Origin of the sequence: Candidatus Hikarchaeum yamanae, from assembly GCF_009889665.1 — an archaeon.
Taxonomy (GTDB): Archaea; Halobacteriota; Halobacteria; order Halobacteriales; family Hikarchaeaceae; genus Hikarchaeum; species Hikarchaeum yamanae.
Genome location: NZ_WTZR01000005.1, coordinates 24,878 through 44,512, shown reverse-complemented (window position 1 = coordinate 44,512; position 19,635 = coordinate 24,878). Strand labels below are relative to the sequence as shown.

Below are 19,635 nucleotides of genomic sequence, written 5' to 3'. Positions count from 1 at the left end.
ATATACTTTATATGAGTGTCTGTGAAAGAAATCTTCTTCGAGTGGGTGAAAAGATTACTGTTCTGGATTGACAAAAGATATGAAGAAGAGGTAAAAGGAATGAAACCATACATCGCTAGTATGGAATCTAATAATCCAGCTAACATCGCAGTGATTTGTGGGAGTCGAAGGGAGCCATCTAGAGTTAGGGCGTTGATGGAGTATGTGGGAGAAGTGTTAGAAAGTCAAAATTTAGAGTATGAGAATATGGACCTAGGGAGTATAGAACTGCCAGTTTTTAGGAGTCAAGATCAAGATGAATGGAATGATTTGACTAAGGAGACTGTAAAGAAGTATCTTGATGCGGATATTTATTTCATTGGATCTCCAGTATATTTCTTAGGGATTTCAGGGGCACTTAAGAATCTTATTGATCACACACCATGGCAAGAATTTAAAAACAAAAAAAGGGTTGCAGGTATTGTTATGTCTGGACGGAATAGGCAGCATAATTTAGTAATTGACTCTCAATTGAGGCCAGTATTTGTATATCTAGGAGTAGAAGTTGCTAATACGAGCGTCTTCGCGACAGAACCTGATTTTGGGGGCGAGGGTTTTGACTTAGAGAACCCAGAGGTGAAAAACAGAATAGAAGAGATGGTACAAGAAACAATTGATTTATGGGAAAGAATGGCAAGAAATGACAAACAAAAGTGATCAAGGTGCTAAATGGGATGAAAGATACTTGTCGGGGGAATATCGTCCGAGGAGTGAAGCGTCTTCCCTAATAAAGATAGCAATAGAAGAGACAGAAGGGAACGGGAAACGTTGTTTGGAAGTGGCTTGTGGAAACGGGAGGAATGCCGTGTATTTGGCGGAGAGGGGTTACGAGGTGGATGCAATAGATGTTTCTACTATTGCTTTGTCAAGGGCAAAAGAGCGAGGGGAAAATGCGGGAGTGAATGTTAATTGGATATTGGCCGATATTGATGAATTTGAATTCACCGAGGAGGAATATGATGTGATCGTGGTTGACTTCTTTTTTTGTGAAACAGATATGATGCAAACAATTAAGAAATCACTCAAATCGGGGGGGATGATCATATACGAGCATCACATTAGAACAGAAGATCGAGTGGACAGAGGCCCAAGTAAAGATAAATATCGATTTAAATCAAACGAGCTGCTGAACCATTTCAGAGAACTAACAGTCTTATATTATAAGGAGGGAATTCGAAGAGTAGATAGGGGATCGATGGCGGTGGCGTCGCTTGTTGCACGGAAAACTAAAGAGGAATCCCAAAAATATCCTGATGAGATTGGGGGATCGATGTCGCAGAAGTGATAAACGAATGAAGATACTAGTATAGTCAAAGATGAGCTCCAAAAAAGAGAAAATTACTGCTGCAGAAGCCATTCTTCGTTCATTGTCTCTCCAGGGTGTAGAGTATTTGTTTGCCAATTATGGTACGGATCATACTCCATTGATAGAAGCGGCTGCAAAGATCAGAAGGGAGGATGGAAAGATGCCAGAAGTTGTTGTTTGCCCCCATGAATTTGTTGCACTTAGTGCCGCGCATGGATATGCGGCTGCGACTGGGAAGCCTCAAGCGGTATTGGTTCATGTGGATGTAGGAACTCAAAATCTAGGTGCAGCGATGCATAATGCCCACCGGTCGAATATCCCGGTAATAATAATATCAGGGTTGGCCCCGGTAACCGATATGGGTCATGTTGGGTCAAGAGATCATGTGGTACACTACCTACAAGATACTTTCCAACAATCAGATATCGTGAGAGAGTACTGCAGGTGGGTGACAGAATATAGACCCCCTGCGAATCCAGTTTCTATGATCAGACGTGCGGTTGCTTTATCCAAAGGACCTCCAGCAGGTCCAGTCTATTTGACAGCTGCAAGAGAAGCATTAGAAGTAAAATGTTCATTGGATTCAAAAGGTCCAATTTCAATTAGAACGACGGGTGCGGACGAAAGGGCTGTCAAAGATATTTCTTCGCTTGTTGAATCGGCGGAGCGTCCGGTGATAATTACCAGTCGAATGGGAAAGTCTCCTGTAAATGAAAACGTTTCTGCGTTGATAGAATTTGTTGAAGTTTCGGGGATAGGTGTAGTTGAGCATGCACCATGTGTATTGAATTTTCCACGAAATCATCCGCAACATGTGGGTTTCGTGCCAGGTAATGTATTTGATCATGCTGATTTAATAATATTGGCCGATACAGATGTTCCATGGGTCCCCTCTATTTCAGCCCCTGCGGAAAATATTCCAATAATTCAAATTGAAAATAATCCACTGAAGCATACATACCCACATTGGGATTTTGATGTAGACATGGCGGTAGCGGCAGATCCCATTAAGACACTAAAATTAGTATCTGAAAAGTTAGACCCAATAGATGGTGAAAGTGGACGTCTTTTTTGGGAAAATTTCAGTGCGGAAAAAAGAGAAAACCTAAAAGTAAGTGTTAATGAACAAATTAAGGATAACAAATTAAATTCTGCAACTATTTCTGCAGTCATAAATCGGGTGAAGGATAAAAATGCGATGGTGGTAACGGATGCGACCACTAGCACAGGGGGGATACTGAATAATTTAGAGTTGGTCAATCCAGGAAGTTATATTGCAAAATATGGATCTGGGCTTGGGTTTGCAGGGGGAGCTGCAGTGGGGGCTAAGATGGCATTCCCAGATAGAGAAACTTGGTGTTTGGTAGGAGATGGTTCATATCTTTTCACACACCCTTCAGTTACGGCGTGGCTATCTGCAGAGAGGAAAGTGCCTACCCTGACAGTGGTGTATGATAATGAAGGATGGAATGCGGTTAGAGGTTCAACTAAGAGAACCCATCCCAAAGGAATAGCTGTTCAAGATGGGATTCCAGAGAGTAGATTTAATCACCCGATTGACTTTACAGCCCCGTCGCAAATTGTGGGTAGTCACACTGAATCGGTTGTTGAATTAGATCGGTTGGAGGCTGCACTGAGGGAAGCAATAGAAGCGACTGAGAATGGGAAACCTGCGGTAATACATGTTAAATTTTCAGATTGATATATAAATAGTATAGTATATCCAAGAAATGGCCAATCTTCCTGGATGACTGAATCGACTTATATTTGGTATTTCAAGACCCAATAGATCGGTATGGCAATAGGTGGAAAGACCATTTTTGATACGGATGCTCACTACGTAGAGACGTTGTATGATATAGTGGATTATATTGATGATGACGACCCGTGGAAATTAAAATTTGAGTATGGGAGTACAACCAACAGGAGCGTTCCCATATCATTTTGGCCGAGCCTATCGAGACCAGATGGATTTAATTACCCTAGTATTAAGAGACGGGATGTGGATTTCAATACAAAGGAGGGAGTTGTGCAGCTAATGGAAGAAATGTCCTTTGACAAAATATTGTTATTGTCTGAACAGATTCTCACATTTGCTATGTTAGAGGAAGACAAGCGCCAGACGAAATTTGCGGAGGCATATATACAGTATATGCTTGATAAAATAGCGGATGCGGATGCGGGCATGTATATGTCAATTCCAGTCCCATATAATGATCCGGTGAAGGCCGCGGAGCTCATAGATGACTACGCTAGTGAAAAAGCAATTATTGGTGCTTGTGTGCTAACAGCGCGGATTGAACCTCCAATGGGACACAGGAAATACGATCCGATCTACGATGCGTGTCAACGTGCAGATTTGCCTGTGTTGTACCATGGAGGAAGTGCGACTCTAGATAACTTTGGGTGGTTATCGGGTTTTACAACAATAATGGAGACGCATGCACTAGGGTTTTTATTTGACAATATGACAACTATCGCGAACGTTGTTTCCCAAGGGGTTCCTGAGAAGTTCCCCAAACTAGATTTTGTATTTCAAGAAACTGGTTTGTTTTGGATACCAATGATGATGTATCGGATGGACATGGAATATCTTAGAATGCAAGATGAGGCTGTCTTAATGAGAAAACGCCCTTCAGAATATATGAAAGAATTTTATTATGGAACTCAGCCGATGGAAATAGTTCCAGATAAGAAATATCTACAATATGTTATCGAAATGATTGGGGGTCCGGATCGTCTTATGTATGCGTCGGATTATCCTCACGAAGATTTTGATGATCCAAGTGCGATAAATGAACTGGCGTTTTTAACAGAGGAGGAAAAGGAAGGGATACTAGGGAAAAATGCAGAGGGAGTCTTTGGAGTATGATTGAGGTTTGTAAAGTAGAAGAAGTAGAACACGGAGAGGGTAAAGTGGTTAAAGTGAAAGGAGTCGAAGTGGGGATATTTAACATAGATGGGGAATTTTATGCACTACTTAACTCTTGTTGCCATCAAAGGGGGCCGGTGTGCACAGGAGATATAAGAAAAAGAGTGGGAGGAGACGTTCCTCCTCTTGGAAAACTTCCAGAGGAATATTTCACAGAGGATTATGTGGTAATATGTCCTTGGCATGGATGGGCATATGATATTAAAACTGGGGAGCATGCAGGAGATCCAGATATAAGGATTCCAACATACAAAATCGTGGTAGAAGAGCAAACAGTATATCTAGATGTGTGAGTACAAAGCAAAGAAATAGATATGCAAGTCACCAAATAGTCGGGCATGGGGAAAGTTAGTTATGGATTATTGTTACCACATTTTGGAGAGCATGCGTCTGCTTCGTCGCTGATAGAAGGGGCAAAAAGAGCAGAAGAACTAGAATTTGATTCTGTGTGGGTTAGAGATCATTTCTTACGGTTTCATGGGCACGGGTTTGAAGGATCAAGTGCCACAATGGTGGAACCTTTTGTTGTATTAGCAGGATTGGCAGCGGCGACTAAAAAATTAAAATTGGGAACTGCCGTTGCAGTTCCGTGGAGACATCCATTGTATATGGCACATTTATTTGCTAGTTTGGATTGGTTATCTGAAGGGCGAGTTATTGCAGGAATGGGAGCAGGTGCGACATTGTTTAAAGATGAATTCGAGCTAGTGGGATTGGGTTTAGATGACAGAGTTGATGCTGTGAGAGAAGCGGTTGAAATTATGAGATTGGCATGGGAAAATGATGAAATAACCTATGATGGAAGATTGTTTCCAGTAGATGGATTGGGAATTGCCCCAAGACCAAAGAGGGAGATACCTATTTGGTATGGGGGGTCCACACCGGCATCTGCGAGAAGGGCGGTTGAATATTGTGACGGGTGGTTTCCAGGGAGAATCACCATTCCTACATTTAGAGTTAGAATGCGCCAATTGAGAGAATTATCAGAGAAGAGTGGCAAAGATATGCCAACTGTAGGGGTAGTTCCTCCTACCAGTCCAGATACGACACGTGGGAAGGCTTTAGAACCCGTGAATGTAGAAGGGTTGCTAAATGCTGCAAATAATCAGAGATGGTGGCTCAAACCAAAATCAGGGAAATTCGAGAATCTAGAGGACTTGGAAGGGGTAATTATGGCAGGAACACCAGAAGACATTGCGCAAGAGGTGGGAAAGTTTATTGAAGCCGGAGTTGATCATATTGTCTTTGATCTTCGTTTTAGATTGCACGATTATGATTATTGTATGGATTTGATAGGGGAAGAAGTTCTTCCGCTCCTTAAGTAGGCATATACAAGTATAAGACTCGAGAAGGTCTTTTTCACAATATGCAATTTTATGTAGAACGTGATGTGCCGATGCCCATGAGAGATGGGGTTATTCTTAGAGCAGATATCTATCGACCTAGTGAAGATGGAGAATACCCAGCGCTGCTAACACGCATTCCATACAATAAATCTAGTGCTCAGTCCACAGGGGCCCCGATGGTAAATCCCATCCAGGGACCAGAGCGCGGTTATGTAATTGTTGTTCAAGATACCAGGGGGAGATTTACATCGGATGGAGAATTCGTTCCGTTTTATACCGAAGCTGATGATGGGTATGATTCGGTTGAGTGGGTTGCCAAACAAGAATGGTGTAATGGGAAAGTGGGGATATATGGAAATTCATATCTCGGCGTTACTGTCAGGCAGGCTGTTGTTTCAAATCCACCTCATTTGGAAGCCGCTGTTGCATATCTAACGGGGGCTAATTATCATCAAGGTTGGACATACACAGGTGGAGCATTTGAATTGGGATTTAACCACAGATGGGCAATAAAATTAGCTTTAGGGGCGGTGTCAGGGCTGGAAGAAAGTAAGAGAGAAATAGCAAAAAAACATCTGACCTATGCGGCCGCTCATTTGCAAGAAAGTATGTCTTATTTGCCACACAGAAATGCTCCAGGATTGGAAAGAGAATTAGTGAGTTACTATCAAGATTGGTTGGATCATCCAACCTATGATGAGTATTGGAAATCTATTGATACAACGCAGAAAGCATCTGCAGTGTCCGCTCCAACTTTAGATATAACAGGGTGGCAAGATCTCTTTTCTATAGGACATATGGATATGTACAACGCTTTGCAAGAAAGTGGAAAGGATATTCCGAAAAATGAACAAAGGTTGTTAATTGGACCATGGGCCCATGAATCATATATGGGATATGCGAATGATAGGGTCGGGGATAAAGTATTTGGACCTATAGCGTCCAGCGCTGCAGGTTTTGTTGGACCATTTATATTTTCGTGGTTCGACGCGTGGTTGAAAGGAGAAACTGAGAAACTCAAAGAACTGCCTCTTGTTCGTTATTTTGACATAGGGTCTAGGGAGTGGACCAACGCGGATGCGTGGCCTCCAGAGGGCAGAGATATTAAATATTATTTGCATAGTACGGGACAGGCAAATACGAGGTTTGGGAATGGGACGTTGTTGTTGGATACCCCAGATGTACAATGTCCAGATAGTTACCAGTATGATCCACTTGATCCAGTTCCAACCATGGGTGGTCGAATTCAAATGCCGGAGGTGCAAGAGGCAGGGGTAAAAGATCAGTCGGTGATTGAAGAAAGAGAAGATGTGTTAGTATACACAACACCTCGTTTGGATAGGGCGGTGACGATAGCAGGTCCTGTTGAGGCAAAGTTATTCATATCAAGTTCAGCAGTGGACACGGATTTCACAGCTAAACTAGTAGATGTGGAACCAAATGGATACTGTGGAAATGTTACAGAGGGTATTTTGAGAGCTAGGTATAGAGATTCAATGGAAGAAGCTACATTCATGCAACCAGGAGATGTGTATGAGATCTCTGTAGATTTATGGCATGTTGCCCATACATTTAAACCAGGTCATAGAATTAGATTGGAAATTTCTTCGAGTAGTTTTCCAAGATGGGATAGGAATTCAAATACTGAAGTTCACCCCTGTGATGCGGCAAGGGAAGATATGCAGATTGCCACCAATACTATCTATCATGAATCAGACAAAGCGTCGTTCTTGTCTCTTCATGTGGTGGAGTAAAATTAAAGTAGTAAACTACGATTTTTTGTGGGTGGAAAATCCATGGTCTATAAGAGAGGGGAGAATTTTCTGAGGAGAGAGTGGTAGCTCTCTGAAACGAACACCTGTGGCATCATGAATGGCATTTGCTATCGCAGCGGGGAATGGTAATAATGCACCTTCTCCAGCTCCTCTTTGACCATGAGAAGTTGCAGGATCGGGGGATTCAATTTTATGCATTTTAGTCAGCAAAGGTACGTCTATAGTAGTTGGAAGATGGTAGTCAACTAGAGTTCCATTGTGAGGATGTCCATGGGCGTCATACGTAAAGTTCTCGAGAAAAACATCCCCTGCTGCATGGCCGATGCACCCTTGAATTTGTCCCTCTACTAAAAGGGGGTTTATTACACAGCCCAAGTCCTCTGCTACACATATATCCAGTATGTCAATATCGCCAGTACCTATGTCTACGTCTACAATTACTCCAACAGCAGAATGAGTGTAAGTATGAGAAACATTCCCCAGCCTTGTTTTAGGATCTACAGTTTGTGCTTCTAAGCTTTCGAAAGTTGCATGTCCTATTAACGAAACTCCGGTTTCGTGTTGATTTAATTTAATAGAGGGATCATCGAATCTAGCGCGGCGAGCGAATTCTGTGAATTCCATCCCATTGTCAGGATTGGATGAATCGAATATCCTATCAGAAGAAAGTGTTACATGTTTAGATTCTATTTGTAAGAAATTGGATGCGATTTTGATAATTTTTTCTCGAAGATTTTCTGCAGCTTTTGCAGTGGCACTTCCAATGAAAACTGTGCCTCTATCGGCGCCCACTCCATGGCCATCTGCAATGGTATCTGTATTTCCAGTTATAACTTTTATTCTGTTTTGAGAAATTCCCAAAATTTCTGATGTTATTTGAGCAAGACCGGTTTCTGTTCCCTGACCAACGCTGATAACATCGGAGTATATGTAAACCGTGCCTTTGTTATTGACCTCAACAGTGGCTTTAGAGAAATCAGAGTTCGCACCTTTTTTTCCATTTCGTTTGACAGAAACAGCTATTCCCATGCCTCGAAGTTTATTGTTTGAAGGAGGAGTGGGTGGTGGCGAAAGTGAATCTCTTACTGCAGTAATACAAGAAGGCAAATCCGTGTTTCTCCATCTAATTCCAGTTGCCGTTGTAATTGGCATTTGATCTTTCGTGGCTATATTTTGCAATCTCAAATCGATGGGATCTCTATTGAGTTTTATAGAGATTGCATCAACTAGTTGTTCTCTGACGAAAGTATATTGGGAATCGCCGAACCCCCTAACAGCCCCAGAAGGTACTACATTTGTATATACAACTTTTCCAGATATGTTTTGATGTTCGATTAGATACGGACAGGCTGCAAGAAGTCCAGGTGTTTCGGAGGTATGGATACCGTATGAAGCGTATGCTCCAGTGTTTTGAATCATGTCAACTGTGAGTGATATAAAATTACCATTTTTATCTGCGGTTAAGCATGCATTAAAATGTTCTTCCGGCCGCCCTCGTCCCGTCTGTAATTCTTCTAATCGATCGAGGATGATCTTTACAGGTTTACGGGTGGAGAGTGTAAGTGCAGCGGCACAAATTTCATGAGAGAGTAATTCTGCTTTAGTACCAAAAGAACCCCCAATGTCAGGTACATTCCAGGTGATAAATCCGGGTTCAAACCCAAATATAGTTTCTAAGTTAGTCACCATCGAATGGGGTTTTTGATTGGGAGAATGAATAGCAAGCTCCCTTCCGGGTGTGTAGCTAGCTATGACTCCATGGGGCTCGAGTGCAGATGGACTAGTTCGGTTAGTTTTGAAGGACCCAGATACGGAAACATGAGGAGATTTTAGAGCTGCCGGGACATCCCCGGTTTTAATTGAAAAGGAATGTAGTAAGTTTCCTTTGACGGAAGAGCTAGGATCTTCATCTAGGCGGGGGTGTAGCAGAGGGGATGTAGATGATAGAGCGTCCTCGACGCTAGTGACTGCGGGTAGGAGATCATAGGTTATATTAACGGCTTCAGATGCTTCGAGAGCAGTATGAGCGTCGTGGGCTAGAACTATAGCAACTTCATCTCCTACATAACGGGCTCGATCGATAGCAAGAGGTTCTTCATCGAGGATATCATGCCCAAAATGATTAGAGCTTAGATAAGGTGATATATCCTTCCAAGTCCAAACTAATTCAACTCCAGGGATAGAAAGGGCATGCGAAGTATCTATTGAAACGATTTTTGCGTGTGGATGGGGGCAACGGACGAAACGTGCGTGGAGCATTCCGGGGAATGCCATATCATCTACGAAAGTACCAGATCCAGTGACAAAAATTTCCCCTAATTTTGAAGGAATCCGAGATCCTATCGAATTTGTCATAGGGGGGGTGTTTCTAATTAAGAATAGAGAGGGAATACGTTGAGTGAGGCATCATAGAACTTTGTCAAAGATAGCTTTTGCTACACTTTTTCCTATGTTTCCTCCGTAGTCCGCCAAGAAAACATTGAAGATTCCAATGTAAAGGAGCCAAATGAGTAAGACATTTACAAACATGACCCCTGGGCCGGGGTATCCCCAGCCACCATATCCAGCGATTCCGTTGACGCGGAAGATGAAAAGGGGAAGGAGTACGAGGAGATCTATTAGTAACATAACTATAGCGAATAAGATTTGTTGTGTGTAACGGTGCATGAATTTTACCTGACCCCCATACGACGTGCTAGTGCATAAAACTACAGGAAACGAAAAAGGAGTTATTTAGATAGATTGAGAAGTGCTACGCGTTCGAGGACTAATGATTCTATATCAGCAGATGAAACTTCAAGTTCTTGTTTGGTTATGTCGAAAAAAGTACAAAGTAATTCGAGGTTTTTAGTGGGATTTATCACGTCAAAAGGTAGAATTAATTCCTGTAGTAGATCAGAAGAAATCGTCTCTTTTTCCCCGTAAATCGCTATGACTACATCGGTGGTTTTGGGAGTGATACACATCTCCATCGCACGATTTATTTGACGCCTTCCGGAAGCGTATAAAAGAAGCTCTATTGCAGGGTCTTTTGCAATTGAATCTCCACGTTTGAATGCCCTTTTAGAATATTCGGTTGCTAGAGTTAGATGGGATTTCCCAGCGATATACCGTGCATCGAATGATTGAATAACACATTCTTGCTCGGTGGCTATTCTAGTGAGATTTTCGAGAAAGGAAGAGGTATCTGTATCGATTAGGTGCCCTTCGGTGAGAATCATTTAAAATCTCCTAAATTTGCTTGATCTTCATTTTTCTGGTTAGATGTTTTTTTATTTTTTATAGAAGAAAATTGCCGGGTGATGGAAATATCCTCCAACGAAGAGTCAGTTCTCCCTGCGTTTTGGAGAATTTGTTCGGTGGTGAGTTTTCTTCCAGAAAGGGCAGTGAGAATAAGTTGTTTGTCTTCTGTGCGTAGATCGGATCGGGTGTGGATTCCATGGTTAAACAATTGCCTGGCCCGAATTCTTCCCACACCTTGCACTGCAACTAATTCGAGTAATTCTTCTTTTACACCATATTTTACCCGTCTTTGGAGATTTCTGATGGTGGAAGTAGATTGTAGATCTAAAGAGATCGCAAGTCTTTCTGCTGCGCGTAGTAGCCAATCTGCGGTATCTATTTTAGCACGTATGTCTCCAGGTCCCATTCGATAGCGTTTGGTAATTGTTTCTTCATCCGTTTCTTGGGTCCAATCTTCTATCATTTTTGCCGTTTTAAGAGCGGACAGCCAATCTTCCCAATGGGGGTCAAATTCAGAGGGCGAAGACCCTAAAAATTCTGATTGGGATTCGTATGCCAATTGGTAATAAAATTCTCGGTCTCCAGATTTGAGGTATAAAGGGTAAGTATCGGGGGTACGGCTGATGAGATGGAATAGACCTAATGAGCTAGGATTTTCAGAAGTTTTTAGTCCATAGATTATCTCTGCTGCAGACATTGGATCGAGGTAAATTCGAGAAACTTCTTCCCCTATTTTTGTAGCGGAGAGATCGCCGTCCACCATGGTTAGAAATCCATTGACCTCTAAATATTCAAGCACAGAATGTGTAACAAATTTTAATCTTCTTGTATTGGTGGTTTGTGTCGCATAGAGAGTTCCATCTAAAAAGTCTAGGAGCCCTTCCGTAGTGGTAGCAAATCCAGTAGCTATAGCAGATAAAATATGAGTTCTTAAAGCAGGTTCTACAGCTAACTTTGATTCGACAGATTCGGGTTCTGCTCCAATATATCGGTCGAAAAGTTCATTGAATTCGTCGGGTGTCGAAGCCAGCAGTATTGCTTCTCCGTAAGGATCTAAGTTGGGCCGGCCAGCCCGACCAAACATTTGATGCATTTCTATGACGGAGAGTGGTTCCATACCTCCACGGAAAGAATTATATCTACGCCAATCTCGAACTATGACACGTCTACTAGGTGTGTTGACACCGGCTGCCAAAGTGGGAGTGGCACATACCACTTTTATTGTACGTTCTCGAAAAGACTTTTCAACTAATCTGCGGTGATTATTTACCAATCCAGCGTGGTGAAATGCAGATCCCATTTCAATGGAATTGGCCAATGTGTTAGCCAATTGGGTTTCACCTTCATCCCGGACTTGATTTGCTAGTTCAATTAAATTTGGTTTGGTTTCGTTGGTAAAACCATCAGTTACGCTAGCTATTTTTTTTGCTGCAGATTCTGCATTTCTGCGAGAACTTACAAAAACTAGAGCAGATCCATCTTCTTGTAAAACATCGTGGATTATGTCCTCAACTGGATTGGATTTTTTAGGAATGTCACGAATAGTTCCATCGTCAAAATGAATGGAAGTATCATAGTAAACACCAGTTCGCAGAGAGATAGGTCTCCATGTTGATGTAACCAAGGTTGCGTCGAGCCAAGTTGCGATTTGATCGGCATTCCCGATAGTTGCGGATAAGCCAACTATTTGTATATTGGGATTGATGTGAATCAGTTTTGCCAAAGTCATTTCTAGAGTTGGCCCTCTAGAAGCATCGTCTAAGAGATGAATTTCGTCTGCGACAACACAAGTTAAATCGGAAATCCAGGGGGCAAAATTTCGAATTAAAGAGTCTACTTTTTCAGAAGTTGCAACGATGATATCCTTGGTTGCTAGCCAATCGTCGGTGCTTTCATAATCTCCGGTTGAACTTCCTACAGATATATCAATGGAATCGAATCTATCGAATTCTTGTTTTTTTTCGTTGGCTAGGGCTCGCAAGGGGACTATGTAGAGTGCTTTTCCTCCACGAGCTATTGTCGAAAGCATTGCTAACTCGGCTATGAAAGTTTTCCCACTGGCTGTGGGGACACTTGCTACTACACTTTTTCCTTGAGTGATTCCTGCTTCGACAGCTATTGTTTGAGGAGGGTAGAGTGTGTGTACTCCGCTAGATTTGAGCAGATCTATTGCATTATTAGGCAGATCAGATAGGTCATCTACATTCACGTCTGTTGATAATAAGAAGTTAGCAGAAGTAATGAGTATGGTGGATAGAATTTTTTGATATTAGTTGCTAAATCTCGGTATACATAAGACAAACTAAGACGAAGGGGTAAATATGAAAATAGAATTTGATAGATATACCTGCACAGGGATGTTTCAATGTGTTCATGAATGGGAAGGATTTCAGAAAAATCTCAAACGGGGGAAAGCTGATTTAAGAGATTCAATAGAAGAAGGAGAAGACATATTCATAATGGAAGTTCCAGAGGGGGAAGAATTTGAGGCGGAAATGGCTGCACGGGTATGTCCGGTTGATGCAATAAAATTATATGATGATGCAGGGAATAAAATTGTATGAGGAATTCGATCGAGTTATTTTAAAAGGGCGTGTTCAGAAGCTAATTTTTCTGCTGATTTTTTGAGAGCATCTTCTTCCGTGGGAGAAAGATTCCATTCAAGAATTTCCTTCATTCCCGAGGGGCCAAGATGGATGGGAACACCAAGACTAACATCGGATAAACCATACTCCCCTTCGAGTACCACGGAACAAGGATAGGTCTGATTATTGTTTTCTAGGATGGAGGCCACCATGTGGTATAATCCTGCTGAGGGCCCCCATTGGGTAGCTTTTTTCTGTTCAATTACGCGCATTGCAGATTCTTTTAAGTTAGAGAGAATGGATTCTTTTTCATCGGTTGAAAATGCAGGGGTAGTGTTTCCAGGGAGTTTGATTTGAGAAAAAATAGGCACTTGAGAATCGCCATGTTCACCTAAAATTGTTGCGTCGATATCAGTGACAGGGAGAGAAAGTTTTTTAGAAAGTGTGTAACGGAATCGTGCAGAATCGAGAATGCCACCAAACCCTAGTACGCTTTCCCGGGGGCGGTCACCCGATTCGAATACATGTCGATTTAGTAAATCTACAGGATTGGTTGTTATAATCGATATAAAATCGTCATTGTATTCTAAAAGGGAATTAATAATAGAATCCAAAATGGCAATATTATCAGCGGCTAGGTCGATTCTAGTTTGTCCAGGTTGTCTTGGTTTTCCAGCAGTGATAACTATGATATCGGAATTTTCTGTGTCTGAATAGTCCCCGCAAGAGACATTGGTGTCAGAATGATAGGCCAGGGCGTGGTTTGTGTCTTCTGCTTGTCCAACCGTGAAAGAGTGTTTCGAGGGGATATCGACGTATACTATTTCATCTGCTATGGCTTGGACTGCTAAATGATATCCAAATGAAGAGCCTACCGTTCCTGCTGCTCCGATAATAGAAATTTTTGACATTATCAGAAACAACTCAGTCGAATATTTAAAGTGCTTCGAAAAGGAACGGGAGAATAACTGGCTCTTCGGAGGATTTTTGTGTCGATGGATTTTTAGAGATATCAATGGCAAAAATTGATAAAGAAGCGGAAAGGGAAAAACTTCGTTTGCAATTTGAAAAAGAAGCCAAAAGCAGGGAATCGGCGCGAGTAATGAGTTCTCTCTTGTTGCAAGGTGCAACTATGACTAGAAAACACTGTAAAACATGTGGAGATCCTATTTTTCGTCAGGAGGGAAAAGAATTTTGCCCAAGCTGCAAAAACGGAGAACAAATTACAACTGGAAAAAATGTAGATGCTCAAAGGGGTCAAGTTGAACGAGAGGAAAAGGGAGAACACCTGATCGGGGTTCGTTCTGCGATACTAGATAAGATAGAAGACCTCACAAAAAAAGTGGAAGAAGAAGAAGATATACAGAAAATGAAAGAATACTTAAGTGCGATAAAAGAAGCCACTGAAGTTCTTCAGGCTATGGATGAAATTGGTGAGTGAAACTAATAAAAGGGATCTATTGCAATAGAAATCTGTTGTCCACTGTTAGAAATTTTATTTAATGAAAATAGTAAACATGGAGTAGAAGAGTGGATCAAATTTATAGTGGGTCGCAATAGTTGGCCTACAAGATCTTGATCCCGTCACTGCCTCGTTTTTGGGGTGGTGTATATTCTGGCTATGCGATCAATGAGGCATAGAGACAAATGGCTGTCAGAATGCTTAACACGGCGATGGGAATTGGAGGGATTCCGTCACTGAAACCACGGAGTTTTGCAGATATGACAGTAGCCGCTATAACTATTGCCCCAATTGCAGTTGCCAGAAGGATAGATTTCAGCGCATCGGCGCTCGTTATCGTCAAACTACAGTAGAGATTGATAATACCAATGGCCATGAGACTACCTCCGAGTGGGAGCCTCAGGCCGGCAAGCGGTTTAACGGCTGATTTGACAACCTTACCCATTATTCTCTCGTTGAAGCCGACTGGGTCGATATTCATTACTATTCCGATAATGACGCAGACTGCGCCTACTATTTGCATGGCTATTACAGTTACCATGAAAGATAGTGGGTCTGGTTGGGCATAGGTATAGCGGCGACTCAAATACAGCCTATGTAAATGGTCGAAATGTTATGGAGAATAAGAAGAAGAGGTGATTTTCTTAATACGTTCTGCTGTTATTTTTCCAACTCCCTTTACCTGTTGGAGTTGGTCTTCGTTAGCTGACATGATAGCTTCGACAGTGCCGAAGTGGGATAACAATAGTTGGGCGGTTATCGGGCCTATTTCTGCCATTGAAGAAACTACATATTCTTGTTGTTCGGAGAGGGTTTTTTGGGATTTTGATCCGTGAATCTGTATAGATCTCCCTGTGGAAATTTGTTCTCTGCGTGCGATTAATTCAAGCATTTGTGCGGTGTCATCTTCGTCGGATGTTCTTAATACACTAGCTCCGAAATTTATTGCGAGGGAGGCCAGAGCCCCTCTGATTGCGTTGGGATGTATATTTCGTTTAGAGTATAAAGATCCCTCCCCTTCTATGATAACGAGTGGGCGGGAGTAGTTTTGAGATAGGTTTTTCACCTGATCAAATAAGGATCGGTCGGCCCCAACAAGTGTATCTAGGAAATCATCGATTGTTTTTCGTTCGACTGCAACACGGTCAGAGAGTATATAGTCCCCCACTGAGAGGGTTTCTAGCTTAATTTGTATATTTTCGTTGGAAGCTAATTGCTTGGTTATTGAAGAGTTTAGCTCCCTTTGGTCGATGATGATTTCGATATCAGATGGGGCATTGGTGGTAGCAAAATCTGTGAGCGTTGGTTGGGGATGGGGAGGGGGATTTGTGGGGGGCAATTTGGTGTCTAATTTTGCAATGGAAGATCTTAAAGACCTCAGTTCGTTGTGCATTTGTTGTTCTCTTTTTCGAGAAATCCAAAAATAAGTTTCATCACGAGTGTCGTTTGCTATAATAACAATTACTTTTCCTCGAGTCCCTCTCCCAGTTCTACCTCGGCGTTGTATGGTCCGAATTGCTGTGGGGACAGGCTCAAAGAAAATGACTAGATCTACGTCAGGGATATCTAGGCCCTCTTCGGCGACTGAGGTTGAAACTAAAACGTTGAAATCCCCGTTCTTAAATTTAGAGATTGTTTCGTGTTGCTGTTTTTGTGTCATTCCAGTGGATCCGTCCCTAGTAGTTTGCCCAACAAATCGTTCTGTCAAAAAAACGGGGGATAAAAATTCAGTGAGGGAATCTGCAGTATCTCGTGATTCGGTAAAAACAATAACACGTACACCGCCGGAAATTCCGAGTTCCTCTGCGATTAGGACACGGGTAGTTTCAAATTTTGGGTGAAGTCCTTGATGTTTTTTTGATAGGTGTTTTGCTTGCTGAGTTAATGGGTCGGATATAAATCTTTGAGCTGCTTTCGAAGCCCCAGATGTTCGGGATGCATTCTTTTGACGTTCAAGGTATTGGTTTAATGCATCTACACTTTGAGTTTCTACGTAGTTGATTCCGACTTTTATTTTTCTAAGTTCTGCATGGAGAGAAAGGGCTTCGTAACCATCTCCATTCCCTGCTTCGATTTGAGATTGGATTTGAGATCTAAGTTTTCGGAGATCACTCTCGGATAAACTATTTGATGAAGGGACTGAAATTCCTATAGATTTCATTCGAGTGAGACGTTTTTTCATTAGGTTGCGGAGTAAATTTCTAATTTCTATTGCCTCAGGGGATAGGTTCACTCGGACCCATTCGATATTGGTTTTTCCAGCAAAAGGAGCAACTTCGGGGTCTTCTTCGGTGAGTATCTCAGTTTTTGAAAGGGAGAGATTATTGCAAATGGTAAGAATGGACTCAACATCGTTTCCAGGAGATGCAGAAAGACCAGTGGAAAGAGGATTTGATGCATCGGAAACATATCGTTCTGAAATATAAGTGTAGGCATAGTTTCCAGTTGCTCTATGGCATTCATCAAAGGTGCAGTGAACTACATCTTTGAGTGAAATTCTCCCGCTGATTAGATCGTTTTGAATAACCTGAGGAGTTGATACGATAACAGTGGCTTGGTCCCACAGCTCACTGCGTTGTTTGGGGGGTATTTCTCCAGTGAAAGATACAATATCGGATGTAGATAAATTCAACCAGTTTCGGTAATCGTTTGTATGTTGATTTACGAGTGGTTTTGTGGGGGCAAGGAGCAAAGATTTTCCTTCATTTTGATTTAGTCGATGGGCGGTTACTAATAGACTAATTGCAGTTTTTCCGAGACCGGTTGGTAAGCAGACCAGAGTATTTTCAGAAAGTGATTTTTCGGCGAGTTTTAATTGATACGGTCTCGATTCGAGAGTGCCCGAACGTATGAGTGGGTGTTGAACACTAACTGAATTCTCTTCTTGCATCACCGATTCAATTTGTAAATTCGAAACCTGTGGTGTTAAGGTATTCGTTGGGATTATTTAAGATCAGAAAAGATAGAAGACCCATTTCGAAGACTTTCCAATATTGTAGACAGGGAATCAACATCGATCCTTATTTGCATCGCTGAATTTCGTTCTCTAAGGGTCACGGTTTGATCTTCAAAATATTGGTGATCAACGGTGACACAAAAAGGAGTTCCAACCTCATCTTGGCGACGGTAACGTTTTCCGATACTACCAGACTCGTCGTAAAGAACAGATAGGCCACTTGTACGTAGATTGGAAGCTATATCTTGTGAGACCGTATCTAAACCATCGCGAGTTAGTAGGGGGAATACGCCCACAAAAATTGGGGAGATTGAAGAGGGGATAGAAAGTAAGGACCGTGCCTCGCCATCTATCGTATCTTCATGGAAAGTGTGGGCAAGTATAGAGTAGATAATTCTATCAATGCCAAATGATGGTTCGATCACATGAGGTAGTATGCGTTCACCGGTCACGGTGATTTTTTCTGTTGTAGGATGAAGATATTCTGAAGGAATGGAATGTGTAGTTCCATCGATTTCTACAGATAATTCAGGGGAATCAAAAATAGTGGAATCTTCCGATGCCATTTCATCTATTTTGGATAGTATTTCGGGGGTTAATTTTCCGAAAGTTGGTCCGAAGTAACCCATGTCTGGGTTTAGATTAGTTTGTAGTTTCTCCTGGGGTTCATCGAGAGGAATAAACATCGTAAAATCAGCTGATGAATGGGTGTTGTGTTTAGAAAGATCATAATTCCCACGATGTGCGAATCCAGTTATTTCGATCCAATCTCCATCAATTTCTACTTCGGCATCCCAACAGTCTGATGCATAATGTGCTAATTCACTGGGCATATGCTGTCGGTATCGGAATCGGGTGAGGTCAATGCCAATGGAATCATACCAGTTGGTAGAGAGTTCTAAATAATATGCTAGCCATCGATTTTCAATTATGTTTTCGTCTATTGCTTCGGTAGGTGTTACAAATTCGATATCCCCGTTTGATTCTTGTTGAGAAACGGAATAGAGAGGAAGTTTAGTAGTTGTTGGAGTAATTTCTGGGCCAAGGTCGGTGGGATGAATGAATAGTTCTAATTCTGCTTGTGTGAATTCTCTCAATCGGGTGAGTCCCTTTCTGGGGCTAATTTCGTTCCGATAAGAAGTTCCGATTTGGGCTACTCCAAATGGTAATTTTCCACGCGCATAATCAGATAGTCTTGGAAATTCAACAAAAATTCCTTGTGCGGTCTCGGGGCGGAGATATCCGGGGGTTTGAGAACCAGGTCCAACTTTTGTGGCGAACATGAGGTTGAATTCCTGCAAGGTTGAATCGTCCAAGGTATTTTTACAAGAGGGGCAAGTAAGGGAATATTTAGAGAGGAGTTTTTTGAACTCTTTAGCAGAAACGTCTGAAGATTGAAGAAGTGTGTGTTGACTCCCAAGTAAATGGTCAGCTCGATAGGATATTTCGCACGTTGAGCAGGTTATAAGAAGATCATCGAATCCATCTAGATGTCCCGATGCTTTGAATACAGGGGAAGGGGAGATAGTGGGGGTTGAAATTTCAAAGTGACCTTCTTCGATAACAAATTTCGTTCTCCAAGAATTTTCAATATTACTTTTTAATGCGGCACCCATAGGACCATACGCGTAAAATCCTGCCAATCCACCATAGGAATCATTTGCAGAAAAAAAGAATCCCCTGCGTTTTGCCAGCTCGTTTAGAACGTCTATATTGGTCATGGGTTTTAATTACTGTCTTTTAGCTTGTGAAAGGTGGGTGAGGAAAAGTATTTCGACGGGTTTATGTTAAATGACAGCAATTCGCACGATATGGTGGGAGTATCAAGAAGCAGAGATAGCCACGAGGTCATGGCTTCTATTGACATGGATGGGGAGACTCCAAACCTCATAATAGCAGATATTACAGAAGATGGGGCTTGGATATGTGCTTCTATGTTTGATTCCATCGTATTGAAAGAATGGGTTTGAAAAAATAGTAGATCAAGTGGA

Annotated in this window: 18 protein-coding genes; 10 read left to right on the top strand and 8 right to left on the bottom strand. The window is 41.9% G+C overall.

The window, feature by feature from the left end; all coding sequences use genetic code 11:
- Window positions 1–15 precede the first annotated feature (15 nt).
- From ACM9H2_RS03365 to ACM9H2_RS03335, 7 genes are all read left to right on the top strand, one after another.
- Complete coding sequence (locus ACM9H2_RS03365; protein WP_415488195.1) at window positions 16–696, top strand: NADPH-dependent FMN reductase; 681 nt, start codon at window positions 16–18, stop codon at window positions 694–696.
- The gene (locus tag ACM9H2_RS03360) at window positions 680–1,324 is read left to right on the top strand and encodes a class I SAM-dependent methyltransferase (protein WP_415488193.1); all 645 of its coding nucleotides are present in this window, start codon (window positions 680–682) and stop codon (window positions 1,322–1,324) included. Before ACM9H2_RS03365 ends, ACM9H2_RS03360 begins: the two co-directional genes overlap by 17 nt.
- A gap of 31 nt (window positions 1,325–1,355) precedes the next feature.
- Entirely contained in the window at window positions 1,356–3,047 is a 1,692-nt protein-coding gene (locus ACM9H2_RS03355; protein ID WP_415488191.1) for a thiamine pyrophosphate-requiring protein, read from the top strand.
- 93 nt (window positions 3,048–3,140) lie between these two features.
- Window positions 3,141–4,217: an amidohydrolase family protein gene (locus ACM9H2_RS03350; RefSeq protein ID WP_415488189.1), complete on the top strand. Its 1,077-nt coding sequence runs from the start codon at window positions 3,141–3,143 to the stop codon at window positions 4,215–4,217.
- A complete protein-coding gene (locus ACM9H2_RS03345) occupies window positions 4,214–4,570 on the top strand; it encodes a Rieske (2Fe-2S) protein (protein ID WP_415488187.1) in 357 nt (118 codons plus the stop codon). Before ACM9H2_RS03350 ends, ACM9H2_RS03345 begins: the two co-directional genes overlap by 4 nt.
- 45 nt (window positions 4,571–4,615) lie before the next feature.
- Window positions 4,616–5,602: an LLM class flavin-dependent oxidoreductase gene (locus ACM9H2_RS03340; RefSeq protein ID WP_415488185.1), complete on the top strand. Its 987-nt coding sequence runs from the start codon at window positions 4,616–4,618 to the stop codon at window positions 5,600–5,602.
- Window positions 5,603–5,643: 41 nt separating this feature from the next.
- Entirely contained in the window at window positions 5,644–7,377 is a 1,734-nt protein-coding gene (locus tag ACM9H2_RS03335; protein ID WP_415488183.1) for a CocE/NonD family hydrolase, read from the top strand.
- A gap of 15 nt (window positions 7,378–7,392) precedes the next feature.
- On the opposite strand, the gene ACM9H2_RS03330 is transcribed toward ACM9H2_RS03335, so the two are convergent.
- The 4 genes from ACM9H2_RS03330 to ACM9H2_RS03315 all read right to left on the bottom strand — a co-directional run bounded on the left by ACM9H2_RS03330 (window position 7,393) and on the right by ACM9H2_RS03315 (window position 12,850).
- Entirely contained in the window at window positions 7,393–9,753 is a 2,361-nt protein-coding gene (locus tag ACM9H2_RS03330; RefSeq protein WP_415488181.1) for a xanthine dehydrogenase family protein molybdopterin-binding subunit, read from the bottom strand.
- A gap of 51 nt (window positions 9,754–9,804) precedes the next feature.
- Entirely contained in the window at window positions 9,805–10,065 is a 261-nt protein-coding gene (locus ACM9H2_RS03325; protein WP_415488179.1) for a hypothetical protein, read from the bottom strand.
- A 62-nt stretch (window positions 10,066–10,127) separates the two neighbouring features.
- Window positions 10,128–10,619 (bottom strand): KEOPS complex subunit Cgi121, encoded by a 492-nt coding sequence (gene cgi121, locus ACM9H2_RS03320; RefSeq protein WP_415488177.1) that lies wholly within the window; start codon window positions 10,617–10,619, stop codon window positions 10,128–10,130.
- Window positions 10,616–12,850, bottom strand: coding sequence for an ATP-dependent DNA helicase (locus ACM9H2_RS03315; protein ID WP_415488175.1), 2,235 nt, complete (start codon window positions 12,848–12,850; stop codon window positions 10,616–10,618). The genes cgi121 and ACM9H2_RS03315 overlap by 4 nt, the downstream gene beginning before the upstream one ends.
- Before the next feature lie 112 nt (window positions 12,851–12,962).
- On the opposite strand from ACM9H2_RS03315, the gene ACM9H2_RS03310 reads away from it, so the two are divergent.
- Window positions 12,963–13,205, top strand: coding sequence for a ferredoxin (locus tag ACM9H2_RS03310; RefSeq protein WP_415488173.1), 243 nt, complete (start codon window positions 12,963–12,965; stop codon window positions 13,203–13,205).
- Between the two features lie 14 nt (window positions 13,206–13,219).
- Here ACM9H2_RS03310 and ACM9H2_RS03305 read toward each other — a convergent pair whose 3' ends face one another.
- Window positions 13,220–14,137 carry a malate dehydrogenase gene (locus tag ACM9H2_RS03305; RefSeq protein WP_415488171.1) on the bottom strand — a complete coding sequence of 306 codons (918 nt, stop codon included), beginning with the start codon at window positions 14,135–14,137 and terminating at the stop codon, window positions 13,220–13,222.
- Between the two features lie 104 nt (window positions 14,138–14,241).
- Here ACM9H2_RS03305 and ACM9H2_RS03300 point away from each other — a divergent pair, with 104 nt between their 5' ends.
- Complete coding sequence (locus tag ACM9H2_RS03300; protein ID WP_415488169.1) at window positions 14,242–14,667, top strand: Sjogren's syndrome/scleroderma autoantigen 1 family protein; 426 nt, start codon at window positions 14,242–14,244, stop codon at window positions 14,665–14,667.
- A 178-nt stretch (window positions 14,668–14,845) separates the two neighbouring features.
- Here the strand turns inward: ACM9H2_RS03300 and ACM9H2_RS03295 are convergent, their stop codons facing one another.
- Genes ACM9H2_RS03295 through glyS form a run of 3 tightly spaced genes read right to left on the bottom strand, consistent with a single transcriptional unit; the run spans window position 14,846 to window position 19,365 of the window.
- Window positions 14,846–15,274 (bottom strand): hypothetical protein, encoded by a 429-nt coding sequence (locus ACM9H2_RS03295; protein ID WP_415488167.1) that lies wholly within the window; start codon window positions 15,272–15,274, stop codon window positions 14,846–14,848.
- 27 nt (window positions 15,275–15,301) lie between these two features.
- Complete coding sequence (locus tag ACM9H2_RS03290; protein ID WP_415488165.1) at window positions 15,302–17,578, bottom strand: DEAD/DEAH box helicase; 2,277 nt, start codon at window positions 17,576–17,578, stop codon at window positions 15,302–15,304.
- A gap of 53 nt (window positions 17,579–17,631) precedes the next feature.
- Window positions 17,632–19,365, bottom strand: coding sequence for a glycine--tRNA ligase (gene glyS, locus ACM9H2_RS03285; RefSeq protein WP_415488163.1), 1,734 nt, complete (start codon window positions 19,363–19,365; stop codon window positions 17,632–17,634).
- 90 nt (window positions 19,366–19,455) lie between these two features.
- Here glyS and ACM9H2_RS03280 point away from each other — a divergent pair, with 90 nt between their 5' ends.
- Window positions 19,456–19,614 (top strand): hypothetical protein, encoded by a 159-nt coding sequence (locus tag ACM9H2_RS03280; protein WP_415488161.1) that lies wholly within the window; start codon window positions 19,456–19,458, stop codon window positions 19,612–19,614.
- Window positions 19,615–19,635 lie beyond the last annotated feature (21 nt).

Bases quoted from the DNA above. Each gene is read 5' to 3' on its own strand.
- ACM9H2_RS03355 (WP_415488191.1), top strand. From the start codon at position 1,356: ATGAGCTCCAAAAAAGAGAAAATTACTGCTGCAGAAGCCATTCTTCGT.
- ACM9H2_RS03330 (WP_415488181.1), bottom strand. From the start codon at position 9,753: ATGACAAATTCGATAGGATCTCGGATTCCTTCAAAATTAGGGGAAATT.
- ACM9H2_RS03325 (WP_415488179.1), bottom strand. From the start codon at position 10,065: ATGCACCGTTACACACAACAAATCTTATTCGCTATAGTTATGTTACTA.
- ACM9H2_RS03280 (WP_415488161.1), top strand. From the start codon at position 19,456: ATGGTGGGAGTATCAAGAAGCAGAGATAGCCACGAGGTCATGGCTTCT.
- ACM9H2_RS03300 (WP_415488169.1), top strand. From the start codon at position 14,242: ATGGCAAAAATTGATAAAGAAGCGGAAAGGGAAAAACTTCGTTTGCAA.
- ACM9H2_RS03305 (WP_415488171.1), bottom strand. From the start codon at position 14,137: ATGTCAAAAATTTCTATTATCGGAGCAGCAGGAACGGTAGGCTCTTCA.
- ACM9H2_RS03290 (WP_415488165.1), bottom strand. From the start codon at position 17,578: ATGCAAGAAGAGAATTCAGTTAGTGTTCAACACCCACTCATACGTTCG.
- ACM9H2_RS03360 (WP_415488193.1), top strand. From the start codon at position 680: ATGACAAACAAAAGTGATCAAGGTGCTAAATGGGATGAAAGATACTTG.
- ACM9H2_RS03350 (WP_415488189.1), top strand. From the start codon at position 3,141: ATGGCAATAGGTGGAAAGACCATTTTTGATACGGATGCTCACTACGTA.
- ACM9H2_RS03345 (WP_415488187.1), top strand. From the start codon at position 4,214: ATGATTGAGGTTTGTAAAGTAGAAGAAGTAGAACACGGAGAGGGTAAA.
- ACM9H2_RS03340 (WP_415488185.1), top strand. From the start codon at position 4,616: ATGGGGAAAGTTAGTTATGGATTATTGTTACCACATTTTGGAGAGCAT.
- cgi121 (WP_415488177.1), bottom strand. From the start codon at position 10,619: ATGATTCTCACCGAAGGGCACCTAATCGATACAGATACCTCTTCCTTT.
- glyS (WP_415488163.1), bottom strand. From the start codon at position 19,365: ATGACCAATATAGACGTTCTAAACGAGCTGGCAAAACGCAGGGGATTC.
- ACM9H2_RS03310 (WP_415488173.1), top strand. From the start codon at position 12,963: ATGAAAATAGAATTTGATAGATATACCTGCACAGGGATGTTTCAATGT.
- ACM9H2_RS03335 (WP_415488183.1), top strand. From the start codon at position 5,644: ATGCAATTTTATGTAGAACGTGATGTGCCGATGCCCATGAGAGATGGG.